Genomic DNA, 19,554 nt, shown 5'->3' with positions numbered 1-19,554 from the left:
CTTTCGATGGCGGCCTCCACCGTGCGCGCCCTGGTTTTGAGCACAGTCCAATCCCTCATTGCGGATGGCAGTTGGCCGGCGCGCACCACCACCAAGCCGAGTGCGGTCCGCGCCTGTTGACCAGCACCGATTGGGCCTTGATCAACGCCCCTGCCGGAGAACGCCAGAGTTCGCGTGGCAGCAAAAACCGATGGCCGCCGGCTCGATACCCTCGGCGTCAGCGCTTCTGCCGCCGCTCCCGCGCCCGCCGCACCTGCCGGCTCTGCCCGGCCTCGGCCGCCGCGCGGGCCTGCCGGGCCTTCTTCTGCCGCCGCCGGCCCGACAGCCAGCGGCCGAGCGCGAAGCTCGCGAGGCCGCTCACGACCGCGATCACGAGCCCGATGATTCCGATTTCCATGCGCGCCTCCCTTACAGCACGCGCACGATGCCGGTCGGCTTGAAGCCGAGATCGGCCGCCTTGCCCTTGCGTGCCCGGGTGCCGCGCGCGTTGTTGAGCGTGCGGATCTCCAGCGTCTCCTCGCGCTCCTTGCCGCCGCGGCCGATGCCTTCAATCTTGATGCTGCGCGTGTAGGCCGCCGCACCGGCCAGCGTGTCCTTGGCCTCGAGATCGATCAGCGTGAGCCCGCGGCCGCCCTTCGGCAGCGCCTTGAGTTCGCCGATGTCGAAGGTCAGAATACGGCCGCCGGTCGAGGCGCAGGCCACGTGCGTGGCCGCCGGCAGCGGCTCGGCGCCGCCGGCGCCGCCRACCAGCGACGGGCGGCACAGCTGCTCGCCCTCGCCGACGTCGATGAAAGCCTTGCCGCCGCGCTGGCGCGAGATCATGTTCTCGACCGCCGCGATGAAGCCGTAGCCGCCGGTGTTCGCGAGCAGCAGGTTGGCCGACAGCGGGCCCGCGAAGTAATGCGCGACATGCGTCCCGCTGTCGAGGTCGATCAGCGTCGTCACCGGCTGGCCGTCGCCGCGCCCGCCCGGCAGCGACGCCACGGGCACGCTGTAGACGCGCACGCCCTTGTCCTTGGCGGTGCCGAAGACCAGCAGCGTATCGACCGAGCGGCATTCGAAGGCGCCATACAGCGCATCGCCCGACTTGAAGCTGTACTCGGGTGCCGCGGCGGCCGCGGCGCGCTCGCTGGCCCAGCCCTTCTGCGTGCGCACCCAGCCCTTCTGCGACACGATCACGGTCACCGGCTCGTCGACCACGCGCACTTCGGCCACGGCCCGCTTCTCGGCCTGGATCAGCGTGCGGCGCGCATCCTCGAAGCTCTTCGCGTCGGCCTCGATTTCCTTCACCAGCAGGCGGCGCAGCGCGGCCGGACTGCCGAGGATGTCCTCGAGCTTCTTCTGTTCCTCGCGCAGGCCCTTGAGCTCCTGCTCGATCTTGATCGCCTCCAGCCGCGCCAGCTGACGCAGCCGGATCTCGAGAATGTCCTCGGCCTGCCGGTCGCTCAGGTTGAAGCGCGCGATCAGCGCCGCCTTCGGATCCTCGGCGGCGCGGATGATCGCGATCACCTCGTCGATGTTCAGCAGCACCAGCTGCCGCCCTTCGAGGATGTGGATGCGGTCCTGCACCTTGCCGAGCCGATGGCGCGAGCGCTTCTCGACCGTGATCTCGCGGAAGGCGATCCACTCGTTGAGCATCTGCCGCAGCGACTTCTGCGTCGGCTTGCCGTCGATGCCCACCATCGTCAGGTTGATCGACGACGAGCTCTCCAGCGAGGTCTGCGACAGCAGCATCGTGGCGAACTCTTCCTGGCTGATGCGCGAGGTCTTGGGTTCGAACACCAGCCGCACCGCCGCGTCCTTGCTCGACTCGTCGCGCACCACGTCGAGCAGAGACAACACCGAGGCCTTGAGTTGCGTCTGCTCGGCCGTGAGCGCCTTCTTGCCGGCGCGGATCTTGGGGTTGGTGAGCTCCTCGATCTCTTCGAGCACCTTCTGCGAGCTGACGCCCGGCGGCAGTTCGTTGACCACCAGTTGCCACTGGCCGCGCGCGAGCTCCTCGATCTTCCAGCGGGCCCGCACCTTGAGCGAGCCGCGACCCGTGCGATAGGCGTCGGCGATGTCGGTCGCGCTGCTGATGATCTGCGCGCCGCCCGGATAGTCGGGGCCGGGCACCAGGGTGAACAGTTCCTCGTCGGTCAGCTGGCCGTTGGCCTTGATCAGCGCCACGCAGGCGTCGGCGACCTCGCGCAGGTTGTGGCTCGGGATCTCGGTCGCCAGGCCGACGGCGATGCCGCTCGCGCCGTTGAGCAGCGTGAACGGAAGCCGTGCCGGCAGCAGGCGCGGCTCCTCGGTCGAGCCGTCGTAGTTGGCGATGAAGTCGACCGTGCCCTCGTCGATCTCGTCAAGCAGGAGACTCGTGATGCGGGCCAGCCGCGCCTCGGTGTAGCGCATCGCCGCGGCGCCGTCGCCGTCGCGGCTGCCGAAGTTGCCCTGGCCGTCGACCAGCGGATAGCGCTGCGAGAAGTCCTGCGCCATGCGCACCAGTGCGTCGTAGGCGGCCTGGTCGCTGTGCGGATGGAAGCGGCCGAGCACGTCGCCGACCACGCGCGCGCTCTTGACCGGCTTGGCGCCCACGGTGCCGTTGGCGCCGCCGAAGCCCAGCCCCATGCGCGACATCGAATAGAGGATGCGCCGCTGCACCGGCTTCTGGCCGTCGCTGACATCGGGCAAGGCGCGGCCCTTCACCACGCTGAGCGCGTATTCGAGGTAGGCGGTCTGCGCGTAGTCGGCCAGCGTCAGCGCGCCATCGTCTTCGGGGCTCTGCAGATCGAGCGTGGGTTGAGAGTCCATGGAAAAAGAATGATGAGGAAATTCAGGGAGAGGGGCCGGCGCCTTGCGCTCGGCCCGGTGTCCGGCTCGCCGCCGACTTCATGGCGGCGCGGGCAATTCCGTTTCGGCAGGCGTTTCGGGCGCCGGCCCGGCATCGGCGGGCAGCGCCGGCACGCCGCGCGGTTCGGACGGCATGTTGCCACGTCCGAGCTCGCCGCCCTTCGGCACCGTCATTTCCATGCGGATGCGGCCGGGCGCATTGCCGCGCCCGTGCGGCGCCGAAGGCTTCAGGTAGGCGTAGAGCTGCAGCACGGTCGCGACGTAGTTCTGGGTCTCGCGGTAGTTGGGGATCCTGTTGCCGGCGCGCTGCACCGCGCCTTCGCCCGCGTTGTAGGCCGCCAGCGCCAGCTCGATCCGGCCGGGAAACATCGCGAGCAGGTCGCGCAGGTAGCGCGAGCCGGTGGCGACGTTGATGTGCGGGTCGAAGAGCTTCTTCTCGATCGACGCCCGCCCGTCCGTCGTGACGCCATAGCGCTGCGCGGTGGCCGGCATCACCTGCATCAAACCCAATGCGCCCTTGGGCGACACGGCCTGCGCATCGAATCCCGACTCGGTCGCGACCAGCGCCTGCAGCAGCTCGTAGTCGATCGAATGGCGCCGCGCCGCATCGCGCAGTGCGCCCTGCGCGGGCTTGAAGTTCGGCGAGGCCTCGAACAACGCCAGCAGCGCCTGCGAAGCAGGCGGCACCTTGCCGTCGATCACGCCCTTCGCGCCCAGCCGGGGCAGGCCGATGCCCTTGGCCGTGTCGAAGCTCTGGCCGCCCCGAAAGAAGAGCTGGTAGCGCGGATCGATCTGCTCCGATGCGAAATGCGCCACGCCCTTGTCGTCGATGTAGCCGAAGATGTCGGCGGCGTGGACGCGCTGCGCCGCGATCAGCAGCAGCGCCGACAGCAGCAGGAAGCGTCCAAGGGCTCTCATGAGGTTTGCCATGCGGCACTATGGATGGCTACGGGCCTGTCCGACCGCTCACAGCGTCACAAAATGTTCATGGCCCGGCGCCGGCCTAGACGTCGATCTCGACATCATCGGCGCGCAGTTCCATCAGTTCGCGGCGGGCGGCGGCTTCGCCCTTGCCCATCAGCTTGGTGATCTCGCCCTCGGTGCCCTGGGTGTCGAAGCGCCCCAGCCGCACCTGCAGCAGGCGCCGCGTGTCGGGGTTCAGCGTGGTCTCCCACAACTGCTCGGCGTTCATCTCGCCCAGCCCCTTGAAGCGGCTGATGCTCCAGGCGCCTTCGCGCACACCGTCCTTGCGCAGCTTGTCGAGGATCGCCGTGAGTTCGCCCTCGTCGAGCGCATAGAACTTGGAGGCCGGCTTCTTGCCGCGCGCCGGCGCGTCGACCCGGAACAGCGGCGGCTTGGCCACGTACACGTGGCCGGCCTCGATCAGCTTCGGGAAATGGCGGAAGAACAAGGTCAGCAGCAGCACCTGGATGTGCGAGCCGTCGACGTCGGCATCGCTCAGGATGCAGACCTTGCCGTAGCGCAGGCCCGACATGTCAGGCGTGTCGTTGGGCCCGTGCGGATCGACGCCGACCGCCACCGAGATGTCGTGGATTTCGGTGTTGGCGAACAGCCGGTCGCGCTCGACTTCCCAGGTGTTCAGCACCTTGCCGCGCAACGGCAGGATGGCCTGGCTTTCCTTGTCGCGCCCCATCTTGGCGCTGCCGCCGGCCGAATCGCCCTCGACCAGGAAGACCTCGTTGTGCGCGATGTCCTTGCTCTCGCAGTCGGTCAGCTTGCCGGGCAGCACGGCCACGCCGGAGCCCTTGCGCTTCTCGACCTTCTGCCCGGCCTTCTGCCGCGTCTGCGCGGCCTTGATGGCCAGTTCGGCGAGCTTCCTGCCGTAGTCCACGTGCTGGTTCAGCCACAGCTCGAGCGCGGGCCGCACGAAGCTGGACACCAGCCGCACTGCGTCGCGCGAGTTGAGCCGTTCCTTGATCTGGCCCTGGAACTGGGGGTCGAGCACCTTGGCCGACAGCACGTACGAAGCGCGTGCGAACACGTCCTCGGGCAGCAGCTTGACGCCCTTGGGCAGCAGCGAATGCAGCTCGATGAAGCTCTTGACCGCGTTGAACAGGCCGTCGCGCAATCCGCTCTCGTGGGTGCCGCCGGCGCTGGTCGGGATCAGGTTGACGTAGCTCTCGCGCACCGGCTGGCCGTCCTCGGTGAAGGCCACGCACCAGTCGGCGCCCTCGCCTTCGGCGAAGTTGTCGGCGTTCTTGTCGGCATGGCCCGCACCTTCGAACAGCGGGATCACCGGCTCGCCGTTGAGGGTCTGCATCAGGTAGTCGCGCAGGCCGCCCTTGTAGAGCCAGGTCTGGACGTCCTTGGTCTTCTCGACCACCAGCGTCACCGTGACGCCGGGCATCAGCACCGCCTTGCTGCGCAGCAGATGGGTCAGCTCGTTGATCGGGAGCGCGGCGGACTCGAAGTACTTCGGATCCGGCCAGGCGCGCACCGTGGTGCCCAGCTTGCGGTCGCGCGGTCCATCGCCGTTCGAGGCGGCCGCGCTTTCCTGCGGCCGCACCTTCAGTGGCTCGATCACGTCGCCGGCCGAGAAGGCGAGCTGCGCCACCGAGCCTTCGCGGTACGAGACGACTTCGAGCCGGGTCGACAGCGCATTGGTCACCGACACGCCGACCCCGTGCAGGCCGCCCGAGAAGCTGTAGGCGCCGCCCGAGCCCTTGTCGAACTTGCCGCCCGCATGCAGCCGGGTAAACACCAGCTCGACCACCGGCGCCTTCTCTTCCGGATGCAGGCCGAACGGAATGCCGCGGCCATCGTCCTCGACGCTGACCGAGCCATCGGTATGCAGTGTGACCTTGATCTTCTTGCCGTAGCCCGCGAGCGCCTCGTCGGCCGCGTTGTCCAGTACTTCCTGAATGATGTGCAGCGGGTTGTCGGTGCGGGTGTACATGCCCGGCCGCTGCTTGACGGGCTCGAGGCCCTTGAGGACGCGAATCGACGCCTCGCCGTAACTGCCTGGTTCCTTGCTTGCCATGGCGCGGGATTCTAGGCCTTGGTTCCGGGGCCGCCCGCGGGCCCCGGCGCGCGGACCGCATCAAAGGCCGCCGAAAATATCAACAATCGCCGCCGGCAGGCGCCCGACGCCGATCCCGGCTTTTCGGTACATTTTCCGCAATGACCTCTTCTTCCCAGCCGCTGGGCATCCAGCGGGTGCTCCTCTGCGGCGCCATGATCGTCACCCTGTCGATGGGGATCCGGCACGGCTTCGGCCTCTGGCTCCAACCGATCACCCAGGACCAGGGATGGACGCGGCAGGCCTTCTCGCTCGCGCTCGCCATCCAGAACCTTTCCTGGGGCGTGATCGGCGTCTTCGCCGGCATGCTGGCCGACAAGCTCGGCGCCTTCCGGGTGCTGGTGGCCGGCGCCGTGCTTTATGCGCTGGGACTGGCCGGCATGGCGCTGTCGCACACGCCGCTGCTGTTCGCGCTGACCACCGGCGTGCTGATCGGCGCCGCCCAGGCCGGCACCACCTACGCCGTGATCTACGGCGTGATCGGGCGCCAGGTCCCGGCCGAGCGCCGCTCCTGGGCCATGGGCGTGGCGGCCGCCGCCGGCTCCTTCGGCCAGTTCCTGATGGTGCCGGTCGAGGGCCAGCTGATCGCCCGGCTCGGCTGGCAGACCGCGCTGCTGGCGCTGGCGGCCATGGTGCTGCTGATCATCCCGCTGGCCTACTCGCTGCGCGAACCGCGGCTCGCCGCCGCCAGCGGCAAGCGCGAACAGACCATCGCGCAGGCGGTGCAGGAGGCCTTCAGGTACCCCAGTTTCGTGATGCTGACGGCGGGCTACTTCGTCTGCGGCTTCCAGTTGGCGTTCATCGGCATTCACATGCCGAGCTACCTGCGCGACAAGGGGCTCTCGCCCGAGGTGGCCAGCTATGCGCTGGCGCTGATCGGCCTGTTCAACATATTCGGCACCTACACCGCGGGCGCGCTGGGCTCCCGGCTGGCCAAGCGCAAGCTGCTGGCGGCCATCTACCTGAGCCGCGCGGCGGCGATCGCCGTCTTCCTGCTGACGCCGCTGTCGCCGCTCTCGGTCTACGTGTTCGCCGCCGCGATGGGCTTCCTGTGGCTCTCGACCGTGCCGCTGACCAGCGGCATCGTGGCCCAGATCTTCGGCGTCGCCCACCTGTCGATGCTGGGCGGCTTCGTCTTCCTGAGCCACCAGGTCGGCTCCTTCCTGGGAGTCTGGCTGGGCGGCTATCTGTACGACCGGCTGGGCAGCTACGACCTGGTCTGGTACGTCTCGATCGGGCTCGGCGTGATGGCAGCGCTGATCAACCTGCCGGTCAAGGAAAACGCGATTTTGCGACCGAGAATCCAACCTGCTTGACCACGGACATGTCTGAAACCACCCGCCCCACCCGCCATCGCCTTGTCCAAGCCGGCTGGCTGGGCGCCGCCGCGCTCGCGCTGGCGGGCGTGTTCGCGCTCTACACGCGTCCGGGCTTCCTGGTGACGCTGGCCGACCAGATCTGGGCCTGCTTTTGAATCACGCCACACTCGCACCCTCGCCCTGGATCGTGCGCTGGTCGCACCTGCTGGCGCCCGGCGCCACGGTGCTGGACGTCGCCTGCGGCAGCGGCCGCCACATGCGCTGGTTCGGCGACCGCGGCCACCCCGCTACAGGCGTCGACCGCTCGCAGGACGCGATCGATGCCGCGGCATCGTTCGGTCGCGCCGTTCAGGCCGACATCGAGGACGGCCCCTGGCCCTTCGAAGGCCGGCTTTTCGGCGCGGTGATCGTCACCAACTACCTCTGGCGCCCGCGCCTGCCGGACATCGTCGCGGCGGTCGCGCCCGGCGGCGTTTTGCTTTATGAAACCTTTGCGGCGGGCAACGAGAGCGTCGGCAAGCCATCGCGGCCGGATTTCCTGCTCCAGCCCGGCGAACTGCTGGCCGCCTGCGCCGGCCTGCGCGTGGTGGCCTACGAGGACGGTTTCCTGCCCGAACCCGAGCGTTTCGTCCAGCGCATTGCAGCCGTGCGGCCGCCCGCCGCACCGTCTGCGACACCGCCGCGCCACCTGCTCCAGCCGGCTTAGCCGGGCCACCCCTTCCCGGCGGAGGCGGCCAGATCAGTAGAATGGCTGCTTTTCGGGCAACCCACAAAGAGATTCCCTTGGAGCAACTGACAGGCAGCATCGTTGCGCTCGTCACGCCGATGCATGACGACGGCAGTGTCGACTACCCCGCCCTGCGCCGGCTGATCGACTGGCACATCGACGAAGGCACCGATTGTCTCGGCGTCGTCGGCACCACCGGCGAGTCGCCGACGGTCGACGTCGAAGAGCATTGCGAGATCATCCGCGTCGCGGTCGAACAGGCGCGCGGCCGCGTGCCCGTGATGGCCGGCTGCGGCGCCAATTCCACCAAGGAAGCCATCGAGCTCGCCAAGTTCGCCAGGGGCGTAGGCGCCGATTGCCAGCTCCAGGTGGTGCCCTACTACAACAAGCCGACGCAGGAAGGCCAGTACCAGCACTTCAAGGCGATCGCCGAAGCGGTGGGCGACCTGCCGACGGTGCTCTACAACGTGCCCGGCCGAACCGTCGCCGACATGGCGCACGATACCGTGCTGAGGCTGGCGCAAGTGCCCGGCATCATCGGCATCAAGGAAGCAACCGGCAACATCGAGCGCGCCCAGTGGCTGATCCGCGATCTGCCGAAGCGCTTTGCCGTGTACTCCGGCGACGACCCGACCGCGGTCGCGCTGATGCTGTGCGGCGGCCAGGGCAACATCAGCGTCACGGCCAACATCGCGCCGCGCAAGATGCACGAACTGTGCGTCGCTGCGATCGCCGGCGACGTGAAGCGCGCCATGCAGATCCAGTTCGAACTGATGCCGCTGCACCGCCACCTGTTCGTCGAGCCGAACCCGATTCCGCTCAAGTGGGCGATGGCACGGCTCGGCCTGTGCGGCGGCGCGCTGCGCCTGCCCCTCACCGAACTGGCCGAAGCCAGCCGGCCGGTGGTCGAATCCGCGTTGCGCGCCAGCGGCCTCCTCAAGAACTGACCCCCCTCTTTACAGCGGGCGTTCGCGGACGCCGGCAACCTTTTTGCCCGGTCCGCGCTCTGAAGAAGCGGGCGCCGCGCCCATCGATCGAGCTCAACATTCCAAAAAGGAAGCAGACGTTGAAAACCATTTCGCGATTCGCATTGCTGGCCCTGGTCGCCAGCCTCGCCGCCTGTTCGGCCCTCGAGAGCGACAAGATCGACTACAAGAGCGCCGGCAAGGCCCCGACCCTCGAAGTGCCGCCCGACCTGACGCAGCTGTCGCGCGACAACCGCTATGCGGTGCCGGGCGGTGCGGTCACGGCCAACTCCTACCAGGCCGGCCTCGCCAATTCGCCGAGCCTGCCGACCGCGGTCAGTTCGGTCGGCGATGTGCGCATGGAACGTGCCGGCACGCAGCGCTGGCTGGTCATCAACCGGCCGGCCGACCAGCTCTGGGACCCGGTGCGCGACTTCTGGCTGGAGAGCGGCTTCCTGCTCACCTCCGACCAGCGCAACCTCGGCATCATGGAAACCGACTGGGCCGAGAACCGCGCCAAGCTGCCGCAGGACATTCTTCGCGGCACGATCGGCAAGCTGCTCGACTCGGTCTATTCGACCGGCGAGCTCGACCGCTTCCGCACCCGGCTGGAACGCACGCCCAATGGCACCGAGATCTTCATCAGCCACCGCGGCATGGAAGAGGTCTACAGCAGCTCGCGCAAGGACCAGACCACCTGGCAGCCGCGCGCCACCGATCCTGAACTCGAAGCCGAATTCCTGCGCCGCCTGATGGTCAAGCTGGGTGTCTCGCAAGAGCAGTCGAAGGTCCTCGCCGCCACCGGCGCAGCGCCGCAGACGGCCAAGGTCGCCAACGTCGGTGGCCAGCCGGTGGTGCAGATCAACGACAACTTCGAACGCGCCTGGCGCCGTGTCGGCCTGGCGCTCGACCGCACCGGCTTCACGGTGGAAGACCGCGACCGCGCCGCCGGCACCTACTTCGTGCGCTACGTGCCGCCGAACCCCAACAAGTCGGAACCGAGCATCTTCTCCAAGCTGCTGAGCTTCGGCTCGAGCAAGACCGACGCGCCGCTCAAGTTCCGCATCCTGGTCAAGGGCCAGGGCGAGACCAGCACGGTGTCGGTACTGAACGAAGCCGGCGCAGCCGACAGCACCGCCAATGCGCAACGCATCGTGCAGGTGATTGCCGACGACCTGAAGTAGCCGGTCGATGCTGCGCTTCCGCAGTCTGGGCAGCGGCAGCACCGGCAACGCCACGCTGGTCGAGGCGTCCAGCGGCGGCCGCATCTCGCGGCTGCTGGTCGACTGCGGCTTCGCGCTGCGGCATCTGGATACGCGGCTGGCGCGGGCCGGGCTCGCCGCCGGCGACATCGACGCCATCTTCATCACGCACGAGCACGGCGACCACATCGGCTGCGCGCGGGCCTTGTCGCGCCGCGAGCGGATCCCGGTCTGGATGAGCGAGGGCACCTGGCTCGCAACCGGCGGGCACGATTTCGAAGGCCGCCTGCAGCTCGCCCGCGACAGCGTCGACATCGAGGTCGGCGATCTTTGCATCCAGCCCTTCACCGTGCCGCACGATGCGCGCGAGCCCCTGCAGCTGCGCTGCACCGACGGCGCGCGCAGCCTCGGCGTGCTCACCGACCTGGGCCATGCGACGCCGCACGTGCTGGCCCGCCTGATGGGCCTCGACGCCCTCCTGCTCGAGTTCAACCACGACAGCGACCTGCTGGCCGGCTCGGCCTATCCGCCCTTCCTCAAGCAGCGCGTCGGCGGCAACTACGGGCATCTCTCGAACGCCGCGGCCGCGGCCATTGCGCGCGCCGTGCACCACGGCGGCCTGCGCCATGTGCTGGCGGYGCACCTGAGCGAACAGAACAACCGGCCCGAGATCGTGCGCCGCGTGATGGCTGAAGCGCTGGGCGCCACCGAGCAGGACATGCTCACCGCCACGGCCGCCGAGGGCTCGCCCTGGCTTGATCTTTGAGCCTGGCCCCTGAATGAAAAAGCCGCCCGAGGGCGGCCTTTTTTTCGGGTGGTGGATCAGCCCTCAGGGCTTGGCGGGCGGCGTCTCGGCATTCTTCTTCGCGGCCTCGGTCGCCTGATTGGCGGCGTCCAGCGCGGAAGACGATTCGGCGGATGGCGCTGTTGCGGGCGCGGCAGGTGCGGCAGGCTCGGCCGGCGGCGCGACCTGTGCGGGAGGTGGCGCGACCACCGCCGGCGCCGGCTCTTCCTTCTTGCCGCACGCAGTCAATGCGGCAGCGGCGATCAGCGAAGCGAGCAGGGCGGACTTCTTCATTGGGGGCTCCTTTGGATGAAGATGGCAGAGGAAAAAATTCTAGACCCGCGGTCGGGCCCGACGCCCCGATCCGGTGCGATTCGCGGCATTGGCTTACAAGCCCAGCGTGTCCGCGGGAAAGGCCGGCTTGGCGTGGCGCAGGCATTCGTCGATGCGCTCGCGCAGGGCGCGCCGCGCCTGCGGCGCACTGCCGCAGACGCCTCGCGCGTGCTCGACGTCGATGCGCTGGAGGAACCAGGTGGGCGTCCAGATCGCGCTGGGCACCTGCGGCAGCCCGGGGCCATGGCAGGCACGGCAATCGACGATATGGCTCCACATCCGACGCCAATGGACGAAGCGCGCATGTTCGCGTGCGAAGACGTCGAATCGCTGCGCCAGCAGGACGAAGCTGCGCCCGGCGGCGGACCAGGCCTGCAGGGCCTCGACGCTCGCGCGCTCGCCGAGCGGCCAGTCCAGGAAGTCGGGGTCGGCCAGCACGATCTCGCGCCAGTTCTCGCGCGCTGCCGCCTCGAGCGCCGCATGCAGGTGCGCCTGGAAGGCCTGGCGGCCATCGAAGGCGCCTTCGGGCAGGTCGACACCGACCGCGTCATCCGGCATGCAACCACCCCGCTTCGCACCAATCGCCCAGCAGCGCGAGTGCATCCTCGCTGGCGCCCGCCAGATCGCGCGCCCCGAGCGTTCGCTGGTCGGCCAGCCGCCGCATCAGCGTGGCGTCGCGGCCCGCGGCCCGGAAGCTCTCGCCGTTGATGTAGAGATGGCGCGCGTCGTAAAGCATGCGCGTGCGACGGTCCAGTGCCACCTCGTTCCAGTGCTGCGGCAGCTCGCCGGCATCGAACCAGACCGTCGGCTTCGGCTCGGTCATCGATTCGCCGAGCGCGCGGTCGATGACCTCGCCGTCGCGCACGGCAGCCAGCACCGCCTCGCGCGCGAAGGCCTGCAGCGCCTGAGGCATGGCGGCCGGCGTCGCGAGTGCATCCTGGGACGGGTCACGGTAGTGCACCGCGGCCCGAGCCGGTTCGTCCTGCAGCGCATCCGCGTGCGCCTCGGCGATGCGCGACAACAGGTCGGCGCCGAGCGGCGCGGCGGCCGGCGCACGCAAGCCGATCGAGCAGGTCATGCAGTCGCCTCCGACCGCGACACCGTCGTGCGCATAGCGCGGCGGCAGGTAGAGCATGTCGCCGGGCTCGAGGACGAAGGTCTGCTCGGCTTCGAAGCGGGCCAGGATCTTGAGCGGCACGTCGGRCTGCAGGCCGAGGTCGCGCTGCTTGCCGATCGACCAGCGGCGCCGTCCCTGCGCCTGCAGCAGGAACACGTCGTAGCTGTCGAAATGCGGCCCGACGCCACCGGTATCGCTTGCATAGCTGATCATCAGGTCGTCGAGGCGGGCATCGGGAACAAAACGGAACTGTTGCAACAGTTCATGAACGCCTTGATCGTGCAGATCCACGCCCTGCACCAGCAGGGTCCAGCCGGGCTGCTGGAGCCCGGGCAAGGCGCGGCGCGCAAAAGGCCCGTGCTTCAGGGTCCAGCCGGCATCGCGGTGGCGAATCAACCGGGACTCGACCTCCTCGCGGGCGGCCAGGTCGAACAACGCAGAGCGTGCGATTGGTGGCACCATGCCGGGCACGGCCTGGCGGACCAGCAGAGGCTTCTTCTGCCAGTGGCGTCGCATGAACTGGCGGGCGCTGAGGCCGCCGAGCAGGGGCAGGGGTAGATCAATCTCCATGGGAGAATTGTCCAATGGAAATCACTGAACAATGCGTGGTCGGCCTGACCTGGACACTGAAAGACACCTTGGGCGAAGTCCTGGACGTGCTCGACGACCCGGTGGAGTTCCTGGTCGGCGGCGACGATCTCTTCGACGCCATCGAGGCCGCCCTGCTCGGCCATGAGCCGGGCGCCCGGGTCCAGTTGCAGCTCGAACCCGAACAGGCCTTCGGCGACTTCAACGACCAGTTGCTCTTTCTGGAGCCGCGCTCRCTGTTCCCGCCCGAGACCGAGGAAGGCATGAGCTTCGACGGCGCGGCGCTGCCCAAAGGCGTGAACCCCGACATGCCCAAGGACGTGCTCTACACCGTCAGCGAGATCTATCCCGAGCATCTGGTGCTGGACGGCAACCATCCGCTGGCGGGCATCGCGATCCGGCTCGACATGACCGTGAAGTCGGTGCGCGAAGCCACCGAAGAAGAGATCGGCAGCGGCACGGCGGGCACCGGATTCTTCAAGGTCCCGCCCACCGCACCGGGCAACGACCTGCTGCACTGAGCCGCGACGCAGACGAAAAAAAGCCGGGCCCTGCCCGGCTTTTTCATTGGGCGCGCGGCGCTCAGAAGCGGGAGATCTGGCCGTTGTCGATGCGAACGCGGTCCCCGACGCGCAGATCGCCCGGGCTGGGCACGTCGAAGGCGCGATAGCCGCCGTTGTCGGTCTGGACCGAGACGCGATAGCTCTGGTAGGTGCGCGGCGCTCTGTTGTTTGACTCGACGGCATTGCCGAGCAGGGCACCGCCCACAGCGCCGGCAATGGTCGCGGCGGTGTTGCCGCGGCCGCTACCGACCTGGTGGCCGAGCACGCCGCCGACCACGCCGCCGGCCACCGCCCCGACGCCGCTCGGGGCCGCACCCGCACTCTGGCTCTGGACGACCTCGATGTTCGCGACCCGGCCGTATTCCACATAGGGACCCTGCTGCGCCGGCTGCGGCGGCTGATAGGGGTAGCTGGAGGTCTGGTAGACCGGCGCCGGCGCGACGCAGGCCGTCAGCGCGGCCAGTGCCAGGACGGAGGCGCCGACGGAAACGAGGCGGACGGAAATCTTCATGGTGTTTTGCTCCTCAGGAAACGGGGGGCCGATGCAGGCCGGATGGGAATTCAACGCGGCAGAGGCATGCGGGATGACCTCGACACAGCTTGATACCTTCGAAGCCGAAAGGCCATCGCCGGTTCCGCTCTTTACGTGTGGCCCTGCGAGACGCGCGCCTGAAGGCGACGGCCTACAGGTGCCGACCTCGGGTGTTCAGTGTTTACCCGTCGATCCGTAGCCGCCCTCGCCCCGTTCGCTGGGCGGGAAATCGGCCACCACCTGGAACGCCGCCTGCACCACCGGCACGATCACCAGTTGGGCGAGCCGCTCCATGGGCTGCAGCACGAAGGGCGTGTCGCTGCGGTTCCAGGCGCTGATCTTCAGTTCGCCCTGGTAGTCGCTGTCGATCAGGCCGACCAGGTTGCCGAGCACGATGCCGTGCTTGTGGCCCAGTCCCGAGCGCGGCAGGATCAGCGCCGCGAAGCCCGGATCGGCCAGGTGGATCGCGATGCCCGTGCCCACCAGTTGCCAGGCATTGGGCTCCAGCGTGATGGGCGCGTCGAGGCAGGCCCGGAGGTCCAGCCCGGCACTGCCGGGCGTGGCGTAGGCAGGCAGCTGGTCCTGCATGCGGGGATCGAGGATGCGAACGTCGACTTTCAATTCTTGTGACCTGTGCGTGTGATGAGAGAGGGCCGGTTCAACGCGAACCGGCGGTGGGAAGGCGGGCCGCGATCTCGGCCACCAGATCGCGCGCCAGCGTGAGCTTGGGCGCGCGCGGCAATTCGCGCACGCCGTGGGCGTCGACCAGCAGCAGGCTGTTGTCGTCCTGCCCGAAGGTGAGCGGACCGATGTTGCCGACCAGCAGCGGAATGCCCTTGCGCTCGCGCTTGGCCTTGGCATGGGCTTCCAGATTTTCGCTCTCGGCCGCGAAGCCGACGCAGAACAGCTGGCCGCTCTGGGCGCGCGCACCCTGGGCGACGGTCAGCAGGATGTCGTCGTTCTCGACGAAGTGCAGCACCGGCGGCTTGCCGCTGCCATCCTTCTTGATCTTCTGCTCGCTGTGCGAAGCCGGGCGCCAGTCGGCCACGGCCGCAGTGGCGACGAAGATCGAGGCCGCCTGCACGGCCTGCAGGGTCGCGTCGAGCATCTCGCGCGCCGACAGCACGTCGACGCGGCGCACGCCGCGCGGCGTCGCCAAGTGCACCGGGCCGGCCACCAGCGTGACCTCGGCACCGGCATCGCGCGCGGCGCGGGCGATGGCGAAGCCCATCTTGCCCGAGGAATGATTGGTGATGCCGCGGATCGGGTCGAGCGCCTCGAAGGTCGGCCCGGCGGTCACGACCACCTGCTGGCCCGCCAGCACCTTGGGCTGGAACTGGGCGATCACTTCCTCGAGCAGTTGCTGGGCCTCCAGCATGCGGCCGTCGCCGGTCTCGCCGCAGGCCTGCCAGCCGTTGCCCACGCCCAGCACGCGCGCGCCGTCGGCATCGACCTGGCGCAGGTTGCGCTGGGTCGCCGGATGGATCCACATCTCGCGGTTCATGGCCGGCGCGATCAGGAGCGGCACCCGCTCGGCCGGGCGCGCCAGGCACAGCAGGCTCAGCAATTCGTCGGAGCGCCCCTGCACCAGCCGGGCGATGAAATCGGCACTGGCGGGCGCCAGCACGATGGCATCGGCCTCGCGGCTCAGGTTGATGTGCGGCATGTTGTTGGGCTCGCGCACATCCCACTGCGAGCCGTAGACCGGCCGCCCCGACAGCGCCTGCATGGTCACCGGCGTGATGAACTGCTCGGCCGCCTCGGTCATCACGACCTGCACGGTGGCGCCGGCCTTCACCAGCAGCCGGCACAATTCGGCCGACTTGTAGCAGGCGATGCCCCCCGTGAGACCCAGGACGATGTGTTTGCCAACGAGTTCTTGTTGCATCGACGGAGTTTAAAGCGCCAAGGATCGAGGCCAGGGGGCCGCCGCGCCGGGCCGCTCCCAAGCGGCCGGCCCGCCCCCCGGTCGGGGGGTAGGCGTCCCGACACGAAGTGCGGGATGCCATGGGGGGCGAGCAAATGCCCACACCTATAATCCCTATTTCCCACTTCCCGGATCTGCGTCCGGAACTGGCATGACCAAATTTGTCTTCGTCACCGGCGGTGTGGTGTCCTCCCTGGGCAAGGGAATCGCCTCCGCCTCGCTCGCCGCCCTCCTTGAATCGCGCGGCCTCAATGTCACCCTCATCAAGCTGGATCCGTACATCAACGTCGACCCCGGCACGATGTCGCCGTTCCAGCACGGCGAGGTGTTCGTCACCGACGACGGTGCCGAGACCGACCTCGACCTGGGCCACTACGAGCGCTTCATCACGACGCGCATGCGGCGCGCCAACAATTTCACCACCGGCCAGATCTACAAGTCCGTGCTCGAGAAGGAGCGCCGCGGCGACTACCTGGGCAAGACGGTGCAGGTGATCCCGCACATCACGAACGAGATCCAGGAATACGTCAAGCGCGGCGCCGGCATCGACACCCCGCACGAGGTCGATGTCGCGATCGTCGAGATCGGTGGCACCGTCGGCGACATCKAGTCGCTGCCCTTCCTCGAGGCCGTGCGCCAGATGAGCCTGCGCATGGGCCCCAACAATTCGGCTTTCGTGCACCTGAGCTACGTGCCGTGGATCGCCGCGGCCGGCGAGCTCAAGACCAAGCCGACCCAGCACACCGCCAAGGAACTGCGCGCCATCGGCATCCAGGCCGACGCCCTGCTGTGCCGCGCCGACCGGCCGATTCCCGACGACGAGCGCGCCAAGATCTCGCTGTTCTCGAACGTGCCCGAATGGGGCGTGATCTCGATGTGGGACGTCGACACCATCTACAAGGTGCCGCGCATGCTGCACGAGCAGGGCCTGGACGGCCTGATCTGCGACAAGCTGCGCATCAACACGCCGCCGGCCAAGCTTCAGCGCTGGGACGACCTGGTCTACGAGGTCGAGCATCCGCAGAAGGACGTGTCGATCGCGATGGTCGGCAAGTACGTCGACCTGTCCGACAGCTACAAGTCGCTCAACGAGGCGCTGCGCCACGCCGGCATGAAGAACCATGCGCGCGTGAAGATCGACTACATCGACTCCGAGACCATCACGCCGCAGGACGTCGCGCGGCTCGGCAAGTACGATGGCGTCCTGGTGCCCGGCGGCTTCGGCCAGCGCGGCGTCGAGGGCAAGATCGCGGCGGCGCGCTTCGCCCGCGAGACCAAGGTGCCCTACCTGGGCATCTGCCTGGGCATGCAGGTCGCGACCATCGAGTACGCCCGCAACGTGGCCGGCCTCAAGAACGCCAACAGCACCGAGTTCGACCCCGAGACCCCCTGCCCCGTGATCGCGCTGATCACCGAGTGGAAGGACAACGACGGCACGGTCAAGACCCGCGACGAGAAGTCCGATCTCGGCGGCACCATGCGCCTGGGCGCCCAAAGCTCCGACGTGACGCCCGGCACGCTGGCCCACAGCATCTACGGCGACGTCGTGACCGAGCGGCACCGCCATCGCTACGAAGCCAACGTCAACTACCTCGAYGAACTTCGCCGCGCCGGCCTCGTCATTTCGGCACTGACGCAACGCGAGCACCTGACCGAGATCGTCGAATTGCCGCAGAACGTGCACCCGTGGTTCATGGGCGTGCAATTCCACCCCGAGTTCAAGTCCACGCCGTGGGGCGGTCATCCGTTGTTCAATGCGTTCGTCAAGGCGGCGCTCGAACATCAGGGCGCGGACAAGAAGGCTCTCAAGGTGGTGGCATGAAACTCTGCGGATTCGACATCGGGTTGGACCAGCCCTTCTTCTTGATCGCAGGGCCCTGCGTCGTCGAGTCCGAGCAATTRCAGATGGACACCGCCGGCACGCTCAAGGAGATCACCGCCTCGCTCGGCATCCCGTTCATCTTCAAGAGCAGCTTCGACAAGGCCAACCGCTCGTCGGGCACCAGCTTCCGCGGCCCGGGCCGCGACAAGGGCCTGGAGATCCTGGCCAAGGTCAAGCGCGAACTCGGCCTGCCGGTGCTGACCGACGTCCACACGGAAGAAGACATCACGGCCGCGGCCCAGGTGGTCGACGTGCTGCAGACACCGGCCTTCCTGTGCCGCCAGACCGACTTCATCCGCGCCGTGGCGCAGTCGGGCAAGCCAGTCAACATCAAGAAGGGCCAGTTCCTCGCGCCGCACGACATGAAGAACGTGATCGACAAGGCGCGCGCGGCGGCCAAGGAAAAGGGCCTGCCCGAGGACAGCTTCATGGCCTGCGAGCGCGGCGCCAGCTTCGGCTACAACAACCTGGTCTCGGACATGCGTTCGCTCGCGATCATGCGCGAGACCGGCGCCCCGGTGGTGTTCGACGCCACGCATTCGGTGCAGTTGCCCGGCGGCCAGGGCACCAGTTCGGGGGGCCAGCGCGAGATGGTGCCGGTGCTGTCGCGCGCGGCGGTCGCGGTCGGCGTGGCGGGGCTGTTCATGGAAACCCATCCGGACCCGGCCAAGGCCTTGAGCGACGGCCCGAATGCCGTGCCGCTCAAGCACATGAAGGCCCTGCTCGAGACGCTGCTGGCGCTCGACCGCGTCACCAAGAAGAACGCATTTCTCGAGGACATTTTTCAGCAATGACCAGCGCCTACATCATCGCGAATGTCGAGGTGACGAACCCGACGCAGTACGAGGACTACAAGAAGTGGTCCTCCGAAGCCATGAAGGTGCACGGCGCCGAGGTCTGCGTGCGCGGCGGCAAGGTCGAGGTGCTCGAGGGCGACTGGAATCCCCAGCGCATCGTGATCCTCAAGTTTCCGAGCGTCGAGGCGGCGAAGAAATTCAACGACTCGCCCGAATACGGCAAGGCGCGCGCGTCGCGTCAGGGGGCCGCGATCATGCGCATGATCGTGGTCGAAGGCATATGACAAGCTGACCCCCAGGTTGGCTCACTTCGTGTAGCCGCCCACCCCCTTTCAGGGGGCGATACCAGCAGCCCGGCAAAGCCGGTTCTGCGGTATCCCTGGAATGAGGCTGTGGCATGTTTTGATAGCTGATTGATTACCAGGTTTTTTTCGGAGCAAGAGAAAATGAGTGCAATCGTAGACATCGTCGGGCGCGAGATTCTCGACAGCCGCGGCAACCCCACCGTCGAATGCGACGTGCTGCTCGAATCGGGCACCATGGGCCGCGCGGCCGTGCCTTCGGGCGCATCGACCGGCTCGCGCGAAGCCATCGAGCTGCGCGACGGCGACAAGGGCCGCTACCTGGGCAAGGGCGTGCTCAAGGCGGTCGAGAACATCAACACCGAAATCTCCGAGTCCGTGCTGGGCCTGGACGCCAGCGAGCAGGCCTTCCTGGACCGCACGCTGCTCGACCTCGACGGCACCGAGAACAAGGCCCGCCTGGGCGCCAACGCGACCCTGGCCGTGTCGATGGCCGTGGCCCGCGCCGCGGCCGAGGAATCCGGCCTGCCGCTGTACCGCTACTTCGGCGGCATGGGCGGCATGCAGCTGCCGGTGCCGATGATGAACGTCATCAACGGCGGCGCCCACGCCAACAACAGCCTCGACCTGCAGGAGTTCATGAT

At 68.1% G+C, this 19,554-nt stretch carries 21 protein-coding genes; 11 read left to right on the top strand and 10 right to left on the bottom strand.

Annotated features, from left to right (window positions below; all coding sequences use genetic code 11):
- Positions 1 to 217: 217 nt before the first annotated feature.
- The 4 genes from AC1D2K_RS10375 to AC1D2K_RS10360 form a co-directional block, all read right to left on the bottom strand.
- Positions 218 to 397, bottom strand: a complete 180-nt coding sequence (locus AC1D2K_RS10375; protein ID WP_478088582.1) for a hypothetical protein — start codon at positions 395 to 397, stop codon at positions 218 to 220.
- An 11-nt stretch (positions 398 to 408) separates the two neighbouring features.
- Positions 409 to 2,793, bottom strand: coding sequence for a DNA topoisomerase IV subunit A (gene parC, locus AC1D2K_RS10370; RefSeq protein WP_478088580.1), 2,385 nt, complete (start codon positions 2,791 to 2,793; stop codon positions 409 to 411).
- A 78-nt stretch (positions 2,794 to 2,871) separates the two neighbouring features.
- Positions 2,872 to 3,750: a lytic transglycosylase domain-containing protein gene (locus AC1D2K_RS10365; RefSeq protein ID WP_478088578.1), complete on the bottom strand. Its 879-nt coding sequence runs from the start codon at positions 3,748 to 3,750 to the stop codon at positions 2,872 to 2,874.
- Between the two features lie 85 nt (positions 3,751 to 3,835).
- A complete protein-coding gene (locus tag AC1D2K_RS10360) occupies positions 3,836 to 5,833 on the bottom strand; it encodes a DNA topoisomerase IV subunit B (protein WP_478088575.1) in 1,998 nt (665 codons plus the stop codon).
- 140 nt (positions 5,834 to 5,973) lie between these two features.
- Here AC1D2K_RS10360 and AC1D2K_RS10355 point away from each other — a divergent pair, with 140 nt between their 5' ends.
- From AC1D2K_RS10355 to AC1D2K_RS10330, 6 genes are all read left to right on the top strand, one after another.
- A complete protein-coding gene (locus AC1D2K_RS10355) occupies positions 5,974 to 7,188 on the top strand; it encodes an MFS transporter (RefSeq protein ID WP_478088573.1) in 1,215 nt (404 codons plus the stop codon).
- Positions 7,189 to 7,196: 8 nt separating this feature from the next.
- Positions 7,197 to 7,346 carry a hypothetical protein gene (locus AC1D2K_RS10350; RefSeq protein WP_478088571.1) on the top strand — a complete coding sequence of 50 codons (150 nt, stop codon included), beginning with the start codon at positions 7,197 to 7,199 and terminating at the stop codon, positions 7,344 to 7,346.
- Complete coding sequence (locus tag AC1D2K_RS10345; RefSeq protein WP_478088570.1) at positions 7,343 to 7,897, top strand: class I SAM-dependent methyltransferase; 555 nt, start codon at positions 7,343 to 7,345, stop codon at positions 7,895 to 7,897. The genes AC1D2K_RS10350 and AC1D2K_RS10345 overlap by 4 nt, the downstream gene beginning before the upstream one ends.
- Before the next feature lie 41 nt (positions 7,898 to 7,938).
- Positions 7,939 to 8,865, top strand: a complete 927-nt coding sequence (gene dapA / locus AC1D2K_RS10340) for a 4-hydroxy-tetrahydrodipicolinate synthase (protein ID WP_478088568.1) — start codon at positions 7,939 to 7,941, stop codon at positions 8,863 to 8,865.
- 119 nt (positions 8,866 to 8,984) lie between these two features.
- On the top strand, positions 8,985 to 10,067 hold the full coding sequence (bamC, locus tag AC1D2K_RS10335; protein ID WP_478088566.1) for an outer membrane protein assembly factor BamC: 1,083 nt from the start codon (positions 8,985 to 8,987) through the stop codon (positions 10,065 to 10,067).
- A 7-nt stretch (positions 10,068 to 10,074) separates the two neighbouring features.
- Entirely contained in the window at positions 10,075 to 10,851 is a 777-nt protein-coding gene (locus AC1D2K_RS10330) for an MBL fold metallo-hydrolase (RefSeq protein ID WP_478088564.1), read from the top strand.
- 63 nt (positions 10,852 to 10,914) lie between these two features.
- On the opposite strand, the gene AC1D2K_RS10325 is transcribed toward AC1D2K_RS10330, so the two are convergent.
- The 3 genes from AC1D2K_RS10325 to AC1D2K_RS10315 form a co-directional block, all read right to left on the bottom strand.
- Positions 10,915 to 11,163, bottom strand: coding sequence for a hypothetical protein (locus AC1D2K_RS10325; RefSeq protein WP_478088562.1), 249 nt, complete (start codon positions 11,161 to 11,163; stop codon positions 10,915 to 10,917).
- Positions 11,164 to 11,256: 93 nt separating this feature from the next.
- Positions 11,257 to 11,760 carry a hypothetical protein gene (locus tag AC1D2K_RS10320; RefSeq protein ID WP_478088561.1) on the bottom strand — a complete coding sequence of 168 codons (504 nt, stop codon included), beginning with the start codon at positions 11,758 to 11,760 and terminating at the stop codon, positions 11,257 to 11,259.
- The gene (locus tag AC1D2K_RS10315; protein ID WP_478088558.1) at positions 11,750 to 12,889 is read right to left on the bottom strand and encodes a JmjC domain-containing protein; all 1,140 of its coding nucleotides are present in this window, start codon (positions 12,887 to 12,889) and stop codon (positions 11,750 to 11,752) included. The genes AC1D2K_RS10320 and AC1D2K_RS10315 overlap by 11 nt, the downstream gene beginning before the upstream one ends.
- A 14-nt stretch (positions 12,890 to 12,903) precedes the next feature.
- Between AC1D2K_RS10315 and AC1D2K_RS10310 the strand changes: the two genes are divergently transcribed.
- A complete protein-coding gene (locus AC1D2K_RS10310; protein WP_478088557.1) occupies positions 12,904 to 13,428 on the top strand; it encodes an FKBP-type peptidyl-prolyl cis-trans isomerase in 525 nt (174 codons plus the stop codon).
- Positions 13,429 to 13,489: 61 nt separating this feature from the next.
- On the opposite strand, the gene AC1D2K_RS10305 is transcribed toward AC1D2K_RS10310, so the two are convergent.
- The 3 genes from AC1D2K_RS10305 to coaBC all read right to left on the bottom strand — a co-directional run bounded on the left by AC1D2K_RS10305 (position 13,490) and on the right by coaBC (position 15,890).
- On the bottom strand, positions 13,490 to 13,981 hold the full coding sequence (locus tag AC1D2K_RS10305; RefSeq protein WP_478088555.1) for a glycine zipper 2TM domain-containing protein: 492 nt from the start codon (positions 13,979 to 13,981) through the stop codon (positions 13,490 to 13,492).
- 195 nt (positions 13,982 to 14,176) lie between these two features.
- Positions 14,177 to 14,623, bottom strand: a complete 447-nt coding sequence (gene dut / locus AC1D2K_RS10300; RefSeq protein WP_478088553.1) for a dUTP diphosphatase — start codon at positions 14,621 to 14,623, stop codon at positions 14,177 to 14,179.
- A 37-nt stretch (positions 14,624 to 14,660) separates the two neighbouring features.
- Positions 14,661 to 15,890 (bottom strand): bifunctional phosphopantothenoylcysteine decarboxylase/phosphopantothenate--cysteine ligase CoaBC, encoded by a 1,230-nt coding sequence (gene coaBC, locus AC1D2K_RS10295; protein ID WP_478088552.1) that lies wholly within the window; start codon positions 15,888 to 15,890, stop codon positions 14,661 to 14,663.
- 190 nt (positions 15,891 to 16,080) lie between these two features.
- Between coaBC and AC1D2K_RS10290 the strand changes: the two genes are divergently transcribed.
- The 4 genes from AC1D2K_RS10290 to AC1D2K_RS10275 form a co-directional block, all read left to right on the top strand.
- Positions 16,081 to 17,751 carry a CTP synthase gene (locus AC1D2K_RS10290; RefSeq protein WP_478088550.1) on the top strand — a complete coding sequence of 557 codons (1,671 nt, stop codon included), beginning with the start codon at positions 16,081 to 16,083 and terminating at the stop codon, positions 17,749 to 17,751.
- Positions 17,748 to 18,605, top strand: coding sequence for a 3-deoxy-8-phosphooctulonate synthase (gene kdsA / locus AC1D2K_RS10285; protein WP_478088546.1), 858 nt, complete (start codon positions 17,748 to 17,750; stop codon positions 18,603 to 18,605). The genes AC1D2K_RS10290 and kdsA overlap by 4 nt, the downstream gene beginning before the upstream one ends.
- Positions 18,602 to 18,892, top strand: coding sequence for a DUF1330 domain-containing protein (locus AC1D2K_RS10280; protein WP_478088544.1), 291 nt, complete (start codon positions 18,602 to 18,604; stop codon positions 18,890 to 18,892). The genes kdsA and AC1D2K_RS10280 overlap by 4 nt, the downstream gene beginning before the upstream one ends.
- Positions 18,893 to 19,054: 162 nt before the next feature.
- A partial coding sequence (locus tag AC1D2K_RS10275) for a phosphopyruvate hydratase family protein (RefSeq protein WP_478088542.1) occupies positions 19,055 to 19,554 on the top strand: 500 nt, incomplete at its 3' end.

The sequence above is a fragment of the Variovorax sp. P1_H12_2 genome (genome assembly GCF_056405335.1).
Note: the sequence above shows the minus strand (reverse complement) of the source record. Positions and strands in the feature narration are given on the sequence as shown.

Excerpts from the sequence above, each read along its gene's own strand:
- AC1D2K_RS10350 (WP_478088571.1), top strand. The coding sequence starts at position 7,197 with ATGTCTGAAACCACCCGCCCCACCCGCCATCGCCTTGTCCAAGCCGGC.
- AC1D2K_RS10320 (WP_478088561.1), bottom strand. The coding sequence starts at position 11,760 with ATGCCGGATGACGCGGTCGGTGTCGACCTGCCCGAAGGCGCCTTCGAT.
- dapA (WP_478088568.1), top strand. The coding sequence starts at position 7,939 with ATGGCTGCTTTTCGGGCAACCCACAAAGAGATTCCCTTGGAGCAACTG.
- AC1D2K_RS10375 (WP_478088582.1), bottom strand. The coding sequence starts at position 397 with ATGGAAATCGGAATCATCGGGCTCGTGATCGCGGTCGTGAGCGGCCTC.
- AC1D2K_RS10280 (WP_478088544.1), top strand. The coding sequence starts at position 18,602 with ATGACCAGCGCCTACATCATCGCGAATGTCGAGGTGACGAACCCGACG.
- AC1D2K_RS10360 (WP_478088575.1), bottom strand. The coding sequence starts at position 5,833 with ATGGCAAGCAAGGAACCAGGCAGTTACGGCGAGGCGTCGATTCGCGTC.
- AC1D2K_RS10355 (WP_478088573.1), top strand. The coding sequence starts at position 5,974 with ATGACCTCTTCTTCCCAGCCGCTGGGCATCCAGCGGGTGCTCCTCTGC.
- AC1D2K_RS10325 (WP_478088562.1), bottom strand. The coding sequence starts at position 11,163 with ATGAAGAAGTCCGCCCTGCTCGCTTCGCTGATCGCCGCTGCCGCATTG.
- AC1D2K_RS10305 (WP_478088555.1), bottom strand. The coding sequence starts at position 13,981 with ATGAAGATTTCCGTCCGCCTCGTTTCCGTCGGCGCCTCCGTCCTGGCA.
- coaBC (WP_478088552.1), bottom strand. The coding sequence starts at position 15,890 with ATGCAACAAGAACTCGTTGGCAAACACATCGTCCTGGGTCTCACGGGG.
- AC1D2K_RS10365 (WP_478088578.1), bottom strand. The coding sequence starts at position 3,750 with ATGAGAGCCCTTGGACGCTTCCTGCTGCTGTCGGCGCTGCTGCTGATC.